We start from the raw sequence: 17,151 nt of genomic DNA, 5'->3' as shown, positions 1-17,151 counted from the left end.
CACCGCGCATCGTGTCACGCCCCCGCGGCGGCTGCGGCCGCCTGGTCGACGAACTGCTGCCACGTGTCACGGGCGATTAGGTAGGTAGAGGCATACCCTCCCGGGTTCGTGTTCACCGCTCCTCCGACGCCGCCCTTCACGTGCGCGTCCACGCGGAGCATCAACCGTCCGGAATCGCCAGCTTCCTTGAACATGTTGAACCGGATGGTGCTGCCGGCGCCGTCGACGTGTCCTGGCATGGCCTCGTACAGGATGTTGATGTTGCTGCCCGTGAATTCGATCTGCTTCACCTTGACCGGGAACGGTGCGCCCGCACGCGTCAGATTCAGGACGTCTCCTACGGCCGGCATCTTCTTCGGCGCTCCGCCGATTGGGAACACCGAGTTGAAATTGTTCTGCATAGCGTCCCATACCTTCGCCAGGCTTGCTGCCCTAGCCTTATCCTCTGGATCAGCGACGAGCGTGAACCCGTAGCTGCTGTCGGGAATGATGTCGCTTGGACTCCACGTCTTCGCAGGACCACTCCTGAGTACGACGCGTTCTGCCCGGTTGACCGCAGTCGCCGTCTCGGTGAGCTTCTTCCGTCGGTACGTTCCGGCGAGCGCGGCGATCTCGGCAGCCTGGTATGGGATGCCGGAGTTCTTCTCGCGGTCCTCGTCGCTGCTGCGCTGCTGCTCGTCGTCGCGGTCGCGTGCCTTGCTCGAGGTCGTCGACGTAGTCGTCTCCGGCGTCGGGGTGCGCAACCGCGGCGTGGTGGTCGGTGCCTGCGGGGTGGTCGCGGGCGTGTTCGGCGCGGTGGTCGCTGGGTTCTGGCCGGTCTGCGGCGGGGTGGCCTGCCCGGTCTGCGGTGCCTGCGGCGCCTGGGTGGGTCCGCAGTTGAAGATGCAGCCGTTCGACGGGCTGTCGCCGGTGGGCATGGTCGGGACCTGCCCCTGCACGGTCGGGGTGCTGCCGTTGCCCTGCTGCGGCGGGGTGTCCGGCGGGGTATAGCCGGGCACGGTGGTGTTCGGTGCTTGCGGGGCGGTGGTGTTGCCGCCGTTGCCCTGGGTGGGCTGCGGGCCCATGGTCGGCTGCGGCCCGCAGGTGTTGCTCCCGTCCGGGCACGGCGCCGCGTTCGCGGGCGCATCGGACAGACCTGCCGGGAGAAGCACGAGTGCGGAGGCGACACCGACCGCACCGATCGCAGCGGCGACTCGGGCGCCAGGCGTGGCGGGCCCGTCACCGGAGTGCAAGGTCGGGTTCGAGTCCCGGAGTTCGCGGACGCCCTTCCAGAACACCAGGCCGATGACGCCGGAGAGGAGGAAGTAGCCGAGGAAGACCACCGGCACGGGAGTCCAGTAGCGGGCCGGGCCGAAGGTCAGCAAGAACCCGAGAACCAACAAGACCGCGGCCGCGATCGTGATGGCCCACCACCCGGCGCGGCTGATCCCCGGAGTGCCTGCAGTGACGGCGTGCGCGGGCCCGCCGGTCGACGGCACGTCGTCGGTATCGGTCGCCGCGGCGGTACTGACGCGCGTGACAGGGAACTGCGCCGTGTCGCCGGCGCGGTCGGTGGGTGGGTCGGAGGGGGATGCCACGTGTGCCTCGATTCGTGAGGAGAAGGGGTGGGGCCGCGCGGCCGGTGTATTCACGATCGGCGGTTGATGAATTCACCGGAGCACGGCCTCGTCTGCCGGTTCAACGATCCGGCCATGTCCGGCGGGATCGCGCAGCGAATCGGAGCTGGTCAGAGGAATTCTCGTTACTGAATCGTGATGTTCATCGGGTGTGCCGAAAGGCTGCCGGATCGCACCGGACCGGCGGTCCGGCGCACCTATCGGTACGCCCAGCTGGCGAGGAAGGCCGCTACCGCGAGGGCTGCGACGAGGAAAACGAGCAGGCCGACGACGACGATCGCGACGGGCTGCCGATCCACCTTCTCGGTCGGCACCACCGCTTGCGGCAACGCGCGGGACGCAGTGGAAGACGCGACCGAAGTCGAGCGCTTCCACGCCTGCCGCCAGTTCTCGTCGGTCCATCCGGTGACTCGGTCGCCGTTCACTGCGACGGATCCGCTCGCGTCGGCGACGAGTCGGATGTAGGCGATGACGGGTTCGACGTCATCGAACCGGCTCGGTACGTGCTTGCCGGAGCGCCAGTCGGAGAGCCGCTGGCGTGAGACGCCCGACCCGGCTGCGACCGAGCTGATGCTCGGCTCGCCGGCCTCGATGAACGCTCGCTGCAAGGCCTGGGCGAGGTTCAGTTCGCCGGGGCCGGTCATCGCTTCAGGTGGTCGTAGAGGTTCTGAATGTTCGACCAGAACAGCCAGCCCGCCACCATCGTGAGGACGAAGAACCCGCCCCACACGGGCCAGGGGCCGATCGCCTCGGCGGCCTTCGGGAGCTGCGGCAGCGTCACCGCGCAGCACACGATCAACACGGCGCCGGCGGCAAAACCCAGCGCATCCTTGAGCACGCTCCCGCGTCCCTGTTCAGCCATGCGCCCGCTCTCCTGCTCGACGGCGCGCGGTCACCGGACCTGCACCAGTCGCTCAGACCCGACCGCCTTCACCGGGGCGGGCTTCGCCGGCGGTGCGGCGGCCGACGACGGCGCCGGTGCGGGCTTCGACGGGGACACGGCGACCGGCTTCGGCACCACACCCGCGGGCTTCGCGGCCGGGGCAGCCGGCTTCGTGGCGGGCTCGACCGGCTCGGCCTTCCTCGCGGCTGCGATCGTGGTTCCCGCGACGGCGGGCACCGGTGCCGGCTTCGGGTCCTCGGTGATCTTCGGCGGGTTCTTCGCCGGACCGGGGTTGTCGCGCTCGATGAACAGCGGCTTGCCGTACGTGGTGATCGCGGAGTCGCCCTGATCGGTCGACAGCGTCGCGGTGGCGTACGCGCGGATCTGCGCTCCGCCGAGGCACGAGTCCATCGCGATCCGCGTCTCCTTGGTCACCACGTACCCGGACTGCCCGGCGAGGCTCTTCTTGGCGATCGGGAAGTCCTTCGACGTTCCCGGAGCGATGGTGCCGGTCATGGTGCCCGACGTGGTGATCGTGTCGCCGAGTGTTCCCGAGATGCCGGGCGTGATGGACCCGTTCACCGAGCCGCTGCCCTGCCCGCCGCTCGAACCGCCCTGGCCCCCCGCGGTGGCACCGACAGTGCCGGACAGTGACGGCGTCACCGAGGCGTTCACCGCGTTCGACAGGGTGCCGCCGATCTGCAGGTTCTGCGGGGTGGCCGCGCACGCCAAGGTCAGGCCCACCGTGATCGACGCGCTGCGGATCGGCACCTTCGGCTTGTTCTTCGGATCTTTGTACTCGATCAGTCCCTCACCGGCGATCGAGACGATCGCCTCGTACGTGTTGAGTGCCCGTCCGAGCGGGATGATCGACCGCAGCTCCTCGCCGTACTTCCACGCCCGGATCACGTAGCCCTCGCGCGTCTCCAGCGCACGGGAGGTGTCGGCGAACAAGCCCGTCCGGATGGCACCGGGCCGCGGCGCCTTGTCCGCAGCCGGCGGTGCCGCCGCGACGACGCCACCCGCGAGCACCGTCGCCCCGACGACGCCGACCGCGCCCGTCCGCCACAACTGCTTCCGGATCGCGCGATCCCGGCGCCGCTGCTCGAGGCTCCCCCGCCGCCCGGCACTCTTCATGCCAGCACTCCTCATGTTTCCCCATCTCTACAAGATTTACGATAGTCACATACGTAACACTCGTAACACTCAAGCAGAGGTGGAGACTTTTGGGAAGTCCGGCTAACGGTTGTTATCTAATCGACACATGCGTTCATCGATATCGTGAACTTCGAGCGCGGGGGCCGGGCGGCGGAACTCCGCAAGCTCACTCGGCGTCGCGACCGTGGTCGGTCGGGATGGGCGGCTCGGGGAGTACGGGGTATCGGCCGGTGTAGCCCACGCGCTCGGCCGCTACGGCCATCACCTTGCCGCGCACCGCGTACCAGCCACCGATGAGCATCGGCACCAGGGCGATGATCGCGTACAGGTTCCAGATGTTCTCGTAACACATGAGGACGATGACAGCCGCGAGGAAGACGAGGGATGCGTAGCTGCTCCACGGAGACAGGAGCTGTCGGAACGCCGGCCGAGTGACGATGCCCTTGTCGGCCCATCGGTGCAGCTGGATCTGGCACAGCAGGATCATCGCCCACGTCGAGATGATGCCCAGCGCGGAGAGGTCGAGCGCGATGTTGAAGGCCTCCTCCGGGACGAACATGTTCAGCACCACGCCGAGCAGGGTGAGCGCACCGGTGAGGGCGATGCCGCCGAAGGGAACGCCGTTGCGGTTCATCTTGCCGGTGAACGCCGGGCCGCTGCCGTTGAGTGCCATCGATCGCAGGATTCGACCCGTGGAGTACAGGCCTGCGTTGAGGCTGGACAGAGCTGCGGTGAGAACGACGAGGTTCATGACGTCGCCGGCGTACGGTACGCCGATCTTGGAGAAGAAGGTGACGAACGGGCTGGTGCCCTTGGCGAATTCGGTGTACGGCACGAGCAGTGCGAGCAGGATGAGCGAGCCCACGTAGAAGACGGCGATGCGCACGATCACGGAGTTGATGGCGCGCGGCATCACCTTGGCGGGCTCGGCGGTCTCGCCCGCCGCGATGCCGACGAGCTCGACTGCGGCGTAGGCGAAGACGACGCCCGAGACGACGATGATCAGCGGCAGGGCGCCGACCGGGAGCAGGCCTCCGTTGTCGGCGATGAGCGAGGGGCCGGTCGTGTGTCCGTCGACCTTCATGCGCGAGGCGAGGATGACGATGCCGACGACGAGGAATCCGACCAGTGCGACGACCTTGATGATCGCCGCCCAGAACTCCATCTCGCCGAAGAGCTTGACGGAGATGATGTTCATGGCCATGACGATCGCCAACGCGATCAGGGCGATCGTCCACTGGGGTATCGCCTCGAACGCGCCCCAGTAGTGGACGTACAGGGCGATCGCGGTCACGTCCACGATCGCCGTCGCCGCCCAGTTGAAGAAGTACAGCCACCCGGTGACGAACGCCGTCTTCTCCCCGAAGAATTCACGCGCGTACGAGACGAACGATCCCGAGGACGGACGATGCAGCACCAGCTCGCCGAGGGCGCGGAGGATGAAGAAGACCACGAGGCCGCACACCGCGTAGACGAGGAACAGGCCGGGGCCGGCATCGTGCAGTCGGCTGCCGGCGCCCATGAACAGCCCCGTTCCGATCGCGCCGCCGATCGCGATCATCTGGATCTGCCGCGGTTTCAGGGTCTTGTGATACCCCTCCTCCTCGTGTGCGAGGACGGAGTTGTCGTAATCCGTTTGTGACGTCATGCCCGGGAACGGTAGGTGCGGCTCGTGACGAGAGCGGTGCCGTTTCTGTTACGGCCGCGCTACTTACCGCCGCGCGGCGGTGGCGGCTGCACATCACGGAGTGCGCGGCGAAGGATCTCCGCGAGTCGCGAGCAGGAGTCGTAGCGGTCCTCGGGTTGCTTGGCCAGCGCCTTGCGGAACACGGCCGTGAGGCCGGAGGGGAGCCACCGTCGGACGGAGTCCGGCGGCGGCACTGGGTCGTGGAGCTGCGCGTACCTGATGGCGAGGTCGGTGCTGCGCCGGAACGGCGGCTGGCCGGTGAGAAGCTGGAACGCGGTGGCCGCGAAGGCATATCCGTCGGTCTGCGGGCACAGATCCTGCGCTCGCAGCAGCTCAGGCGCGGCGTACGGGACCGAGAGGAGCAGGTCACCGTCGTAGAGGACCGTCGCCGGCGGCACGAGCGGTTGTGCCGTTCCGAAGTCCGACAGGTATCCGCGGGCGCTGTGCTGGTCCCAGTCCCCGACGAGGATGTTGCCGGGCTTGACATCCCGGTGCAGGACCCCGACTCGGTGACAGGCGTCGAGGGCGCGGCCGGTATCGACCAGTACGGGAAGAATGACCGTGAGGTCCGGCTCGACGGTGCCGTGCGGAACGAGGGCGGATGCCGGGCGTCCGTCCACGTACTGCAGGGCGATCCACGGGCGAGCGACGTCAACCGCGCGGCCCGCACGCACGACGGGCGCCTCGCCGTGGTCGATGGCCGCGACGGCGTGCGGACTGTGGACTCGTCCGGCGGTATCGAACTCCCGCTGGAAGCGCTGGTTGATCCTCGTGTCTTCGGCGGCCCGACGAGCCAGTTTCAGCGCGACGGCCTGCTCGCCGGGCCGCTGCGCGAGGAACACGTCCGCAGTGCCACCGTGTCCGAGCCGCCGGAGGAGCGCGTACCCGGCGACGGCATCTCCGATCTCGGGCATGGGCTCAGTTCTCCCGCAACGTCGCTGGGGATGTCACGTCATCGGCCCCTCGGTGGAGCAGGCACAGGTGGCTGGCACATCGGTAACGGTAGCGGTTTTCACGGGAAGCGCTGGACGATCGTCAGCCGAGGTCGTTCTCGTACCAGAACACCACGAGCTGTGTGCGGTCGCGGAGCTGCAGCTTGTGCAGGATCCGCCCGATGTGGGTCTTGACGGTCTCCTCGGCGATGACGAGGTCGGCGGCGATCTCCCTGTTGGACAGCCCTGTTGCTATCGCTTTGAGCACCTCGCGTTCTCGCCCGGTGAGGCGGGCGAGGAGCTGTGTGTCGACGTGCCGGTACGCGCGCGAGTACTTCTTCACCAGCCGTACCGTGACGGACGGGGAGAGCAGTACGTTCCCGTTGACGGCCTCGAGGATCGCCGACGTGATCATGTCGGGTGTCGAGGACTTGACCAGGAAGCCGCTCACGCCGAGACGAAGGGCCTCATAGACGTATTCGTCGAGGTCGAACGTCGTGAGGAGCACGACTTTCGTGGCCCTCGTCCGGTCACCGAGCACCTCGCGGGCGACCTCGAGGCCGGTGAGGAGCGGCATCCGAATGTCGAGAAGCATGACGTCGACGTCGAGGCCGCGCGACTGGATCAACGCGTCACCCCCGTTGACGGCTTCGCCGGCGACGGTGATCGAAGAGTGGCCGTCGAGGATTTTCCGAATCGCCGCACGGACGGTCGGATCGTCGTCGGCCAGGAGTACGGACACCACCGCTCAAGTCTCCTTGACGAGGGTGACATCGAGCTCGAAGACACCATCCCCGGTGCGGATCGCGAGGTCGTGGCCGTGCTTCGCCAAGCGGGTCCGCATGCTCGTCAACCCCCGGCCGAGGACGACGTCCCCCTGGTCCGCGTCGTTGGCGATCGTGAGTCGGAGAACCGCGCCTTCGTCGGCGACGATGAGGCGGACCGACTTCGTCCGGCCGTGCTGGACGGCGTTCGTGATCGCCTGTCGGGTCACCAGGTACGCCTCGTGGCGCAGGGCCGGGTCCGCCGCGTCGATGATGCTCACGCCACTGTGGTTGATATGCACTCCGACGTCCTCCCACCCCGCGAGGAACTGGGCGAGCGAGGCGGGGTCGGCCTCGGTCGCGGGGCCGGGATGTAGCGATGTTTCGTCGAGAACGGAGCGGATCTCGGACAGGGCGAGGGCGGCGGAGGTCGCGATATCGGACAGCGCGTGGTTCTTCTCGGCGCCGGAGCTCGCGCGCCCGGCTTCGGACGACGCGGTCAGCGAGATGGCGGCGAGGTGATGACCCACGATGTCGTGGACCTGAGCGGACAGGGCGGAGCGCTGCGCTGCGGCCTCCTTTCGGACCTCGTCGACGGCGCGTAAACGTCGCTCCGCCTGCAGGCGCGCCGATGTCTCGCGCAGATGCACGATCAGCCGGATCACGAGTACGAACACAGCGCCGGCCAGAGCGCCTGCGGTGAAGTAGCCCAGTGGCATGTGGTGCCGGATCGGGGCGACCGCAGCCGTCGCGACGATCGCCGCGAGGCAGACGGCGACAGTTCGATCCGAGCCCCTGGCCGCGACGATCCCGATCACGACGATCCCGACGAGAATCGTCGTGGCAGACCAGGGGAAAGCGACACCGGCCGCGAGCACCGATGCCGTGACGATTGCGGCGCACTGGACCGCCATCGCCGCGATCGGCCACCGCCGGACGACGACGAGCGGAAGCGCCTGGATCACCGAGACCGCCACGCCGGTGGCGTAGGTGGCGAAGAGCGTGGCGTTCGGCACCAGAGCGAGCAGCGTCATTGCGCCGGCGGCGATCCACGCTGTGATGTCCAGCGCCAGCGATCGGCGCCGGGTACCAGGTGTTCGGCGTCTGTCGTGCGTGCTGTTCATGGCATCCATCGTGGTGCCACCGTAGCCCGGGCAGCCGGCCCCGAGCAGCTCTCGCCGAGAAAGTTGGCTCTTTCGAGTGACGCCGTTCTCGCAGGTGGAGGTCAGGGTGAAGAGCATGAATGACATCGACGGGGACATCAAGTCGCGCAGAATGATTCCGTGCCTGCGCGAAGGTCATCGAGTCCGTGCCATCGCCACGCTGAGTGCCGTGGGCCTCGCTGTCTATGCGTTCGTCCTAGGGACCTCCACCCGCATGGAACCCCACGCGGTCTGGGCCATGTTCGCCTTCGTCGGCTACTGCGGGTGCGCCGGCATGCTTCTCCGGCGACGGTGGTCCATCGGTGCGATCGCCGCGGTGTCGGCCGGCTTCTGCGCGGTGCTTCCGGGCGTGGCGCTGATCGTCCGCGGCCTCTCCCAGCATGAGGTCGGCATCGTTCGCGACGGCGCGATCAGAGCCCTCGCGTCCGCGAGCCCGTACGTGACCGACCCCGCTGTTGTCGACGACGTCTTTCCGTACTTCCCGCTCATGAGCGTGTTCGGGATTCCTGGCGCCGCGTTCGGAGAGAACCCACTCGGGGATCCGCGAATCTCCTTCACGCTCTTCTTCGCCGTCGTCACGTGGGTGAGCCTGCGCCGGTTGGTGGACACGAAGATCGCTGTACGCGCAGAGATGCTGATGATCGCTTGCCCGTTGGTGGCGATCCCGATCGCGACCGGCGGAGTGGACCTGCCCGTCGCAGCGCTGGCGGGGCTCGCGGTGATAACCCTCTGGACGGGCGAGTACCGCCTGAACGCGATCGTGGTCGGTGTGGGGTGTGCGATCAAGTTCACGTTCTGGCCGCTCGCAGCGATGATGATCGTCGTCCAGGTCCGACGGGGCCGTCGTGCGGAGATTCGTCGGTGGGCGGCGGTGGTCGCCGCCATCGTCGGGGCAGCCGTCCTCCCCGCCGTGCTGGTCGATCCGCGAGGTTTCGCGCGGAGCGCTATCGAGTTCCCGCTGGGTCTCTCTGCGATCGAGTCGCCCGCCGGCGCAAGCGCACTCGGTGGCGCTCTCGCCGAGAAGGGATTCCTCGGGTACGCCGGCATCGTGACGTCCCTGCTGGCTTCCGCGGTGGCGATCACCTGGATCGCGCTGGCGAAGAGGCACCTGGGCCTGACGGACATACTGCTGCTCGCGGCCGCCGGTTACACGATCCTCTTTCTGGTCTCTCCGGTTTCTCGTGCAGGCTACTTCGTCCTGCCGTTCGTGCTCGGCGTCCTCGGCGTGGTCGCGCAGGTAGCCGGCTCCCGCGCCGCGGAGGTCGTGCACCCGGATGGGGCATCGCTCGCGGAGAAGGGCACCCGGTCGTGACGGGGGATCGCGCATCCGCCGGGCCGACACCCGCCCGCGCAGCTGCCGGCCATCGCTTCGCGGCCGCGTGCCTCGGAATGGCCGCGAAGACCCTCTGGTGCGTCGAGCCGGAATCGGCCGCGGTCGCCGCACTACTCCCGGTGGATGCCGTCTGCCTGGACATCGGCGGTGAATATGGTCTCTACGCAACACAGTTCAGCGCGGCAGCTCCGCTCGGCCGCACCCTCGTCATCGAAGCCAACCCGGTGCTGTGCAGCTGGCTCCGATGGGTGCGTCGATTGCTGCGGGCGACGCAACTCGACGTGGTCGGGCGCGCTGTTGGTTCTCAGGCGGGACGCGTCACCTTCGAGGTACCTCGCCGGCGAGGCCGTGCCGTCGTCGGTCGCGGCTCGGTCGCAACGAGGCGAGGCCCGAACCACGAGGAGTTCTCCCGATTCGACCACTTCGACGTCGAGGTGGTCACACTGGACGCCATCGTCGCTGCGGCCGGGCTGGATCGCGTCGACGTCGTCAAGGCCGACATCGAGGGGATGGAGGCGGCCATGCTCGATGGTGCGGGTGAGACTCTTCGCCGATTCTCGCCGACCTGGTTGTTGGAGATCGAGTACAGGCACCTGTCCAAGTTCGGACGCTCCCCAGCGGAGGTGTTCGAGACCCTTCTTCGCCGCGGGTACACGTGCTCGGTGTACTCCCGCGGCCGATGGGAACCCACGGTCGGCCCGGTCCCGGGCGTGCGGAACTACCTCTTCACACCGGACCGTACGGGCACGGCGGTCGCGGATCACTGCCTCACACGGGATCGATCGGAGGAAGGACCGCGGACACGGGCGTGTTCTGGGCCGCGGCCACCCACCACCGGTCGGCCCGGCGGACGAGGACGTACATCGCGACCTCGCTGAAACCGCCGTTGAGCGCTGTGCGGCAGACCTGCGCGACAACGACATCGGGAGCGGGATGCGTTGATCCGATGACCTCGAACCGCGACGCGGGTTCGACGGGGGTGTCGCCCATCATGCGGTGATGGGCGGAGTTGAGTGCGGGGAACCCCGCAAGCCACTGGCCCTTCGGTGTTCCCCACAGAATGTCATCAGCGAACGTCGAGTCGTACTGGTCGGCGTCGCCGCTGTCGAATCCGGCTTGGAGCACGGAGACGAGCCGCTCCACGGCGGCGTCGGCGTCGGGATCACGGTGATCGAGGGCGGGGCGGTGGAGTTCGGTGGACATGACCCGACGGTAGGAGCTCAACTCCGCTTGGGGTCAAGGTCGCTGCTGCGCGGCCAGGAGGTGGTCGCGTTGCGGGCGCATCGGTGATGTCTCGTTCCCGCCAGCGTGGGAGCCGTACGCTTCGTAGTTTCGAAGGCGTGACCAGAACCAGGGAAGCAACCGCAATGACCAGCGCGACCGTCCTTTTCATGTCCGTCGCGGCCGCGCTGGGGACCGCGACGATCTACCCGCTTCAGCCGGCGATCGCCGATGTCGCGGCGTCATTCGGCACCGGCATCGGCGCCGTCGGCGTCGCACTCTCGTGCGGACCGGTCGGCTACATGCTCGGGTTGGCGCTCCTGGTGCCGCTCGTGGACCGGTTCCCGCCCCGCTCCGTCCTCGCGCTGCAATTCGCGGCGTTGGCGGTCGCGCTCGCCGCGACGGTCGTCGCCCCCTCTGCCGCGGTGCTCGGAGTGGTCCTCCTGGTCACGGGCGCATGCTCGTCGGTCGGCGCGGGTCTGAGTTCCCTCGTCGGCCGCCTCGCGCCGGTCGGCAGGCGCTCGACGGATCTCGGGATCGTCACCGCCGGAATCTCGGCGGGAATCCTCATCGGTCGCATCGCCGGCGGATGGCTCAGTGATGAGATCGGCTGGAGGGCGATGCTGCTCACCGCCGCGGCCGCGTGCGCGATCGTCGCGGTGGTCTCGGCGGCGATTCTCCCCGCGGAGCGCGGCCTGGTCACCCAGTCCTACATCTCCGGGCTGTGGTCCATGCCGGGCCTGCTCCGTCGCTCCGCCACGCTGCGCGGCGCCGCCTTCCGGGGCGCGCTGTGGTTCTTCGCCTTCTGCGCCGTGTGGTCCGGACTCGCCGTGGCGTTGTCGCAGCCGCCGCGCTCCCTGAGCGCTGAAAGGATCGGGCTCTACGCGCTGGCTGGACTGGCCGGCATCGTCGCGACCCGCATCGCCGGTCGTTGGACCGACCGCGTCGGTGCCCGTCCCGTGATCCTCGCCGGCCTGGTGCTCGCTGCGGCTGCTTGCGTGGCCCTGGCCGTCGGCCTGAACGACGCCGTGGTCACTCTGATCGCGCTCGCCGCCTTCGACGCCGGGCTCTTCGCCGCACAGGTGGCGAACCAATCCACCGTCCTGGACATCGATCCGGCGGCGCCGGCCCGCTACAACGGTGTGTACATGCTCGTCTATTTCGTCGGGGGCAGCGCCGGCGCGGCCTTCGGCGCGAGTGCAGCCGCCGCCGTCGGCTGGGGATGGGTCACAGGAGCGTGCATAGTCGCGATCGGTCTGGCTGCGGTCCTCACCGGGCCGGACGCGGGCAGCCGCCCCACGAGGGATTCGGGCGCTATCTGACGGGCGCGAGGCTGTCGCGGAGCTCGGCGAGCCACGCGCGGTAGTCGTCGTACAACGACGTCAGCTGGGCGGCGGGCCAGTCCACGGGCAGGAACTCCGCCGGGAGGAGCGGGTCGGTCTGCAGGTGGTGCACCGCCGCGACCATGGTCCGGAACCTGGCGGGCTCGTCGTCGACGGCCGCGATCAGCGCCAGGTACTCGTTGCCGCGCGCGGACCAGGCGGGGAGGTCCCACAGCTGCGCGGCGAGTGCCGCCGGGTCGGAGGTGGGTCGGGACTCGAAGCAGACCGAGACGTCGAGGAGGGCCTGCGGCCAGCGGCGGCGGAGGTTCGCGGGGCGGGTCCAGACACCCTCCCGGAGCTCGGCGACGCGCTGCCGGCGCATCTCCTCGCGCAGTGCGACCCGGTCCGCGGCGCTGCGGCCGGTCGCGGTGACGACCGCCATCTCCCAGGTCCCGGTCCAGTCCCGTTGCTCCGGCGGCTGCGCGTAGCGCTGGCGCTGCGCCAGCCGCTCGGAGAGCGTGTACACGCCGCGATCGCGAGTGAGGTCGCCGTTCGCCACCATCCGGGTGAGGGCGACCCGCGTCGTCGATTCCGTGATACCGAAAAGGTCCATCGCGCCGATGATCTCGCGCCCGCTGAGCGTAGGCGGATTCGCGCCGAGGAGCAGGCTCAAGACAGCGGATCGCGCTGTCACCGGGGGTACGAGAGCGCTGTCCATCAGGGGAACAGGTTACACCGGCGCGATCATTACAACATTGCGTCGGATGATTGAAATATGTAATGCTTCGGGCATGGTGAATCTGACACGCGACGGCGCAGTGCTGATCTGCGACCTCGGAGACGGCGAGAATCGCCTCGACGGGACGCTGGTCACGGCTCTGCACGCCGTCCTGGACGACGTGGACGCGGTCTCGGGGCCCGCTGCGCTCGTCACCACCGGGAGCGGACGCTTCTACTCGAACGGCCTCGAACCGGGGGCCTTCGCCGAGGACGGCTACCTGGACGCGGTGCAGGGGCTGCTCGGCAGGCTGCTCGGCTCCGGCACGCCCACCGTCGCCGCGCTCCAGGGACACACCTACGCGGGCGGGCTGCTCCTCGCCCTGGCGCACGACCAGCGGGTCATGCGCGCCGACCGCGGATACCTGTGCCTGCCGGAGGCGCGCCTCGGGTTCCCCTTCCTCCCGGGGATGAGCGCGCTGGTCGGCGCGCGGGTCGCGCCCGCCGTCGCACATGCGGCGATGGTGACGGCCCAGCGGTACGACGCCGAAGCCGCCCTGCACGCCGGGCTCGTCGATGAGATCGTCGAGCAGGACGGTGTTCTCGCGTCGGCGATCGTGCGCGCGGCCGCTCTCGCCCCGATGCGGGGCGAGAACCTCGCCGTGATCAAGCGGACCCGGTACGAGCACGTCCTCCACCGACTCGCGGAACCCGCGATGCCGCCCACCTCTGCGGCCCGATGACGCGCCGCCGACGTCGCTCGGCGCGGCCCGAACCAGCCCTCATCCCCTCCCAGGAGAACCCGTCATGACCGATCCCCAGACGCCCGTGGACGGCACCGTCGTCTCTCTCGCCCCGCCCCTCGCCGACGACGGTCGGGTCGGCGGAACGAACGCCGCGGATCCGTTGGCGCCCGGCGGCTTCGGTCGCTGGATCGCGGGCCATCCGCTGGTCCTGCTGTACGCCAACGTCCCCGCGCTGATCATGCCGACCCTGCACCCCAAGATCGCCCACGTGCTGAGCGAGAAGGACCGCGCCCTCAACGGCAGCGAGGGCCTGCCCGACCTGCAGGCCACCGCGCGCCGCCTGATCAGCACGTACGAGATGGTCATGGGGATCGTCTTCGCCGGGCCGGAGGCCGACGACGTCGCGCACGGGCTCTACGAGCTGCACCGCCCGATCGCCGGCTCCATGCCCGACGGGACGCCGTACCACGCCTGGAACAAGGACGTCTGGAACTGGACCTGGGGATCGATCCTCAAGGGCGGCATCGACATCGCCGAGGAGTTCGGTCTCTTCCGCACGGACGGCGAGCGCGAGGAGGCGTACCGCGCACTCACCGAGATCGGGCGACGGTACGGAGTCCGCGGGCTCCCCGACACCTACGCCGATTTCGTCGAGTACTGGCAACCGATCGTCGACGACGTCCTCGCCGTGAGCCCGGAGGTGCGGTTCATCGTCGACCACGCACTCACCCTGCCCAGGCCGCGCGGCTGGGACGCGGTGCCCCTGCCGGTGTGGCAGCTGCTGTCGTTGCCGCTGGTGCGGACCATCCGGGTGGGGATCCTCGCCGGTGTCCCGGAGCGCTTCCACGACGAATTGGGCCTGCGCGCCACCGCGATCGACCGCATCGAGCGCGAGCTCCACGGGCTGTTCTGGCGCACCCTCCCGCGCCCCGTCGCGGGGCTCTTCGGGCCCGCCTACTTCGGCCTGCGCCGGCGCTTCGGCACCCCCGGGTGGCGCACCTTCTACTCGCGAGCCGAGCTCGCGGCGCAGAAGGACGCGGCGGACGAGATCCGTCGCACGGCAACGGGCCCCGCGCACTGACCCACCACCTGACCGCCACCGAGGAGAACGTCGATGACCGACCCCGCAGACCGGCCCGCCGCGTGGCGGGACCCGCAGACCGAGTCCCCGCAGTACGCGGGACGAGACCGCGAGGACCGGGAGGTGAGCTACCGGACGCTGACCTACGAGGTGACCGGGCGCGTCGCGCGGATCACCTTCGACCGCCCCGAGCGCGGCAACGCGATCACCGCGGACACGCCCATCGAACTCGCGGACGCCGTCGAGCGCGCGGATCTCGATCCGAGGGTGCACGTCATCCTCGTCGCGGGGCGCGGCAAGGGCTTCTGCGGCGGCTACGACCTCTCGATCTTCGCCGAGAACGGCGAGCATCCGGAGGAGCGCGCGGCGGTGACCGGATCCGTCCTCGATCCCGTGGTGCAGGCGCGCAACCACGACCCGTCGGGCACGTGGGACCCGATGATCGACTACCAGATGATGAGCCGTTTCAACCGTGGCTTCGCGAGCCTCCTGCACGCGAACAAGCCGACCGTGGCGAAGCTGCACGGCTTCGCGGTCGCCGGTGGCACCGACATCGCCCTGTACGCCGACCAGATCATCTGCGCCGCCGACACCCGTATCGGCTACCCACCCACCCGGGTGTGGGGCGTCCCCGCCGCCGGCATGTGGGCGCACCGCATCGGCGACCAGCGGGCGAAGCGCCTCCTCCTCACCGGCGACACCATCACCGGTGCTCAGGCTGCCGAATGGGGCCTCGCCGTCGAGGCGCCAGCCCCCGAGCTGCTCGACGAGCGCACCGAAGACCTCGTGGCGCGCATCGCGCGGCTGCCCATCAACCAGCTCATCATGACCAAGCTCGCGCTGAACAGCGCGCTCCTCGCGCAGGGCGTGGGCAATTCCGCGATGATCAGCACCGTGTTCGACGGTGTCTCCCGGCACACGCGCGAGGGTACGCGTTCCAGCAGCGTGCCGCTGCGGCCGGATTCCGGACCGCGGTTGCCGAGCGGGACGGCCCCTTCGGCGACGGCAAGCGGTGACCGAAGAATGCTAAGTTATCGAATGTTCTCATTTCGAGGACACGCTCGAGATTGCGGTTGCATGATAGGGATATGGCCGTCATCGATCAGGCTCTGATCCGCTCCCGCCGTGCGCGGCGGCCCGAGACGCTCGCCGACCTCATGACCATGGTCGGCCTGACGAGCGGCGTCGCGAACATCATCATGCAGCTCTCGCTGCCCGCGGTCGGGCACGGAGTCCACGAGAGTCGCGTCGTGTCCGGCAGCCCGCGCCGACGGCCGTTCAAGCGCCTCCGGACCACGTCGCAGCACCTGGTGGTCTCCGTGCTCGGGAACGAGTCCGACCGGGACGCCTTCCGCGAGGAGATGCGCGCGGTGCACGCCCACGTGCACTCCACCGAGAGCAGTCCCGTCAGGTACAGCGGCAACGCCCGCGACCTGCAGCTCTGGGTGGCGGCGTGCCTCTTCCGCTTCTACATCGACCAGTACGAGCTGCTCTACGGTCCGCTCGACCGTGCCGCCCTCGACGTGCTCACGCCCGCCGCCGCCCCGCTCGCCACCGGGGTCAACGTCCCGGAGTCCGCGTGGCCGCAGAGCTGGCACGAGTTCGAGGACTACTGGGATTCGATGCTGCCTCGCTGTCGATCGCTCCCGAAGTCCGCGACGACCTGAAGTCCCTCTCGGACTTCATGTTCCTCCACGAGGCGCTCGGTGCCCCGGGCTGGGTCCTCGCCAGGGTCTTCGGCCCGCTCAACCACTTCCTCACGCGCGGCAACCTCCCGTCGGAATTCCGGACATGCTCGGATGGAAGTGGTCCGAGCGGAGCAGCTGTGGTTCGAGCGGTTCCTGCGTCTGGTTCGCGTGGCGGACGTCGTGAACCCGCAGGCGATCAGGCTGTACGCCCAGCTCATGCTCCTCGATCTCCGGTTGCGGCTGCGCGTGCGCGGCTCGATCCTCGGGCCGAGAAGGTCGTCGACGCGCCGCTGGGCGAGCAGGGGCGCACCCCCGCCGAGCGCCGCCGGAACCGCCGCTAGCCCGACGGTCCGCCGACGGGCGCCGTCAGGTGGCGGAGAGCTCTGTGGCCGCGGGCCGGTCGGCGAGGCCCATGCGCAGGTGTTCGCTGTGGTACACGGCCTCGTCGAGGAGCTGGGCCACGTGGTTGTCGTAGAGGCTGTAGACGATGCTGCGCCCTCACGGACGCCGGTGACAGGCCGAGGTTGCGTAGGAGCGAGCTGGTGGGAGACCGCCGACGTTCCATCGCCACTGCGGCAGCGAGTCGCCCACGCCATCGCTGCCCGCCAGCTGCGAGAGATCAGGACGCTCGGCGTGGCGAGCGCTGCAGTGTGGTGGCGACCCGCTCGGCGGTCGCGGCGTCGAGCGGGCGGCGCCGTCGCCGGTGATCCGGTGTCCCATGACCTGGCAGTCTACCGGGCGAGTGTTATATGAAGAGCTGTTCAGATATGCTGATGTCCGACGGTGCGCGGGCCGTGCAGCCGGGATGCGAGGGAGCGGAGTATGGACGTCACCACCGAC

16 protein-coding genes and 1 pseudogene are annotated in these 17,151 nt (G+C 69.1%); 7 read left to right on the top strand and 10 right to left on the bottom strand.

The genetic code is table 11. The features are described from left to right. Nucleotides 1–14 precede the first annotated feature (14 nt). From BLW32_RS27315 to BLW32_RS00055, 8 genes are all read right to left on the bottom strand, one after another. A complete protein-coding gene (locus BLW32_RS27315) occupies nucleotides 15–1,631 on the bottom strand; it encodes a phage holin family protein (protein ID WP_175546281.1) in 1,617 nt (538 codons plus the stop codon). A 182-nt stretch (nucleotides 1,632–1,813) separates the two neighbouring features. Further along, entirely contained in the window at nucleotides 1,814–2,260 is a 447-nt protein-coding gene (locus BLW32_RS00085) for a transcriptional regulator (protein ID WP_068742472.1), read from the bottom strand. Beyond that, nucleotides 2,257–2,478, bottom strand: coding sequence for a hypothetical protein (locus tag BLW32_RS00080; protein WP_139285986.1), 222 nt, complete (start codon nucleotides 2,476–2,478; stop codon nucleotides 2,257–2,259). Before BLW32_RS00080 ends, BLW32_RS00085 begins: the two co-directional genes overlap by 4 nt. A 30-nt stretch (nucleotides 2,479–2,508) precedes the next feature. Further along, the gene (locus BLW32_RS26850; RefSeq protein ID WP_068742470.1) at nucleotides 2,509–3,636 is read right to left on the bottom strand and encodes an MspA family porin; all 1,128 of its coding nucleotides are present in this window, start codon (nucleotides 3,634–3,636) and stop codon (nucleotides 2,509–2,511) included. 187 nt (nucleotides 3,637–3,823) lie between these two features. Beyond that, on the bottom strand, nucleotides 3,824–5,305 hold the full coding sequence (locus tag BLW32_RS00070; protein WP_068526080.1) for an amino acid permease: 1,482 nt from the start codon (nucleotides 5,303–5,305) through the stop codon (nucleotides 3,824–3,826). A 59-nt stretch (nucleotides 5,306–5,364) separates the two neighbouring features. Then, on the bottom strand, nucleotides 5,365–6,258 hold the full coding sequence (locus BLW32_RS00065) for a serine/threonine-protein kinase (RefSeq protein WP_068742469.1): 894 nt from the start codon (nucleotides 6,256–6,258) through the stop codon (nucleotides 5,365–5,367). 121 nt (nucleotides 6,259–6,379) lie between these two features. After that, nucleotides 6,380–7,021: a response regulator gene (locus tag BLW32_RS00060; RefSeq protein ID WP_068526078.1), complete on the bottom strand. Its 642-nt coding sequence runs from the start codon at nucleotides 7,019–7,021 to the stop codon at nucleotides 6,380–6,382. 3 nt (nucleotides 7,022–7,024) lie between these two features. Then, nucleotides 7,025–8,164, bottom strand: coding sequence for a sensor histidine kinase (locus tag BLW32_RS00055; RefSeq protein ID WP_139285984.1), 1,140 nt, complete (start codon nucleotides 8,162–8,164; stop codon nucleotides 7,025–7,027). 253 nt (nucleotides 8,165–8,417) lie between these two features. Here BLW32_RS00055 and BLW32_RS00050 point away from each other — a divergent pair, with 253 nt between their 5' ends. Together BLW32_RS00050 and BLW32_RS28395 are read left to right on the top strand one after the other, a co-directional pair. Beyond that, nucleotides 8,418–9,515, top strand: a complete 1,098-nt coding sequence (locus BLW32_RS00050) for a glycosyltransferase 87 family protein (RefSeq protein ID WP_175546280.1) — start codon at nucleotides 8,418–8,420, stop codon at nucleotides 9,513–9,515. A gap of 77 nt (nucleotides 9,516–9,592) precedes the next feature. Beyond that, nucleotides 9,593–10,414: an FkbM family methyltransferase gene (locus BLW32_RS28395; RefSeq protein WP_074850265.1), complete on the top strand. Its 822-nt coding sequence runs from the start codon at nucleotides 9,593–9,595 to the stop codon at nucleotides 10,412–10,414. Here BLW32_RS28395 and BLW32_RS00040 read toward each other — a convergent pair. Then, nucleotides 10,305–10,739 carry a DUF4440 domain-containing protein gene (locus BLW32_RS00040; protein WP_068526074.1) on the bottom strand — a complete coding sequence of 145 codons (435 nt, stop codon included), beginning with the start codon at nucleotides 10,737–10,739 and terminating at the stop codon, nucleotides 10,305–10,307. The two genes, BLW32_RS28395 and BLW32_RS00040, sit on opposite strands and share 110 nt — an antisense overlap. A 164-nt stretch (nucleotides 10,740–10,903) precedes the next feature. Between BLW32_RS00040 and BLW32_RS00035 the strand changes: the two genes are divergently transcribed. Then, complete coding sequence (locus BLW32_RS00035) at nucleotides 10,904–12,079, top strand: MFS transporter (protein WP_068742465.1); 1,176 nt, start codon at nucleotides 10,904–10,906, stop codon at nucleotides 12,077–12,079. On the opposite strand, the gene BLW32_RS00030 is transcribed toward BLW32_RS00035, so the two are convergent. After that, nucleotides 12,072–12,797, bottom strand: a complete 726-nt coding sequence (locus BLW32_RS00030; RefSeq protein ID WP_068742464.1) for a PaaX family transcriptional regulator C-terminal domain-containing protein — start codon at nucleotides 12,795–12,797, stop codon at nucleotides 12,072–12,074. The genes BLW32_RS00035 and BLW32_RS00030 overlap by 8 nt on opposite strands. Before the next feature lie 73 nt (nucleotides 12,798–12,870). On the opposite strand from BLW32_RS00030, the gene BLW32_RS00025 reads away from it, so the two are divergent. The 4 genes and pseudogenes from BLW32_RS00025 to BLW32_RS27965 all read left to right on the top strand — a co-directional run bounded on the left by BLW32_RS00025 (nucleotide 12,871) and on the right by BLW32_RS27965 (nucleotide 16,290). After that, nucleotides 12,871–13,539, top strand: a complete 669-nt coding sequence (locus BLW32_RS00025; RefSeq protein WP_068742463.1) for an enoyl-CoA hydratase/isomerase family protein — start codon at nucleotides 12,871–12,873, stop codon at nucleotides 13,537–13,539. A 64-nt stretch (nucleotides 13,540–13,603) separates the two neighbouring features. Continuing rightward, nucleotides 13,604–14,623, top strand: a complete 1,020-nt coding sequence (locus BLW32_RS00020) for an oxygenase MpaB family protein (RefSeq protein ID WP_068742462.1) — start codon at nucleotides 13,604–13,606, stop codon at nucleotides 14,621–14,623. A 33-nt stretch (nucleotides 14,624–14,656) separates the two neighbouring features. Further along, nucleotides 14,657–15,639, top strand: a pseudogene (locus BLW32_RS00015) (crotonase/enoyl-CoA hydratase family protein). 72 nt (nucleotides 15,640–15,711) lie between these two features. Continuing rightward, a complete protein-coding gene (locus tag BLW32_RS27965) occupies nucleotides 15,712–16,290 on the top strand; it encodes an oxygenase MpaB family protein (RefSeq protein ID WP_254779337.1) in 579 nt (192 codons plus the stop codon). Nucleotides 16,291–17,151: the final 861 nt, after the last annotated feature.

The sequence above is a fragment of the Tsukamurella tyrosinosolvens genome, from assembly GCF_900104775.1.
In the GTDB taxonomy this organism is placed as follows: Bacteria; Actinomycetota; Actinomycetes; order Mycobacteriales; family Mycobacteriaceae; genus Tsukamurella; species Tsukamurella tyrosinosolvens.
The sequence above is the reverse complement of the archived record's forward strand: the minus strand, read 5'-3'. Positions and strand labels throughout refer to the sequence as shown.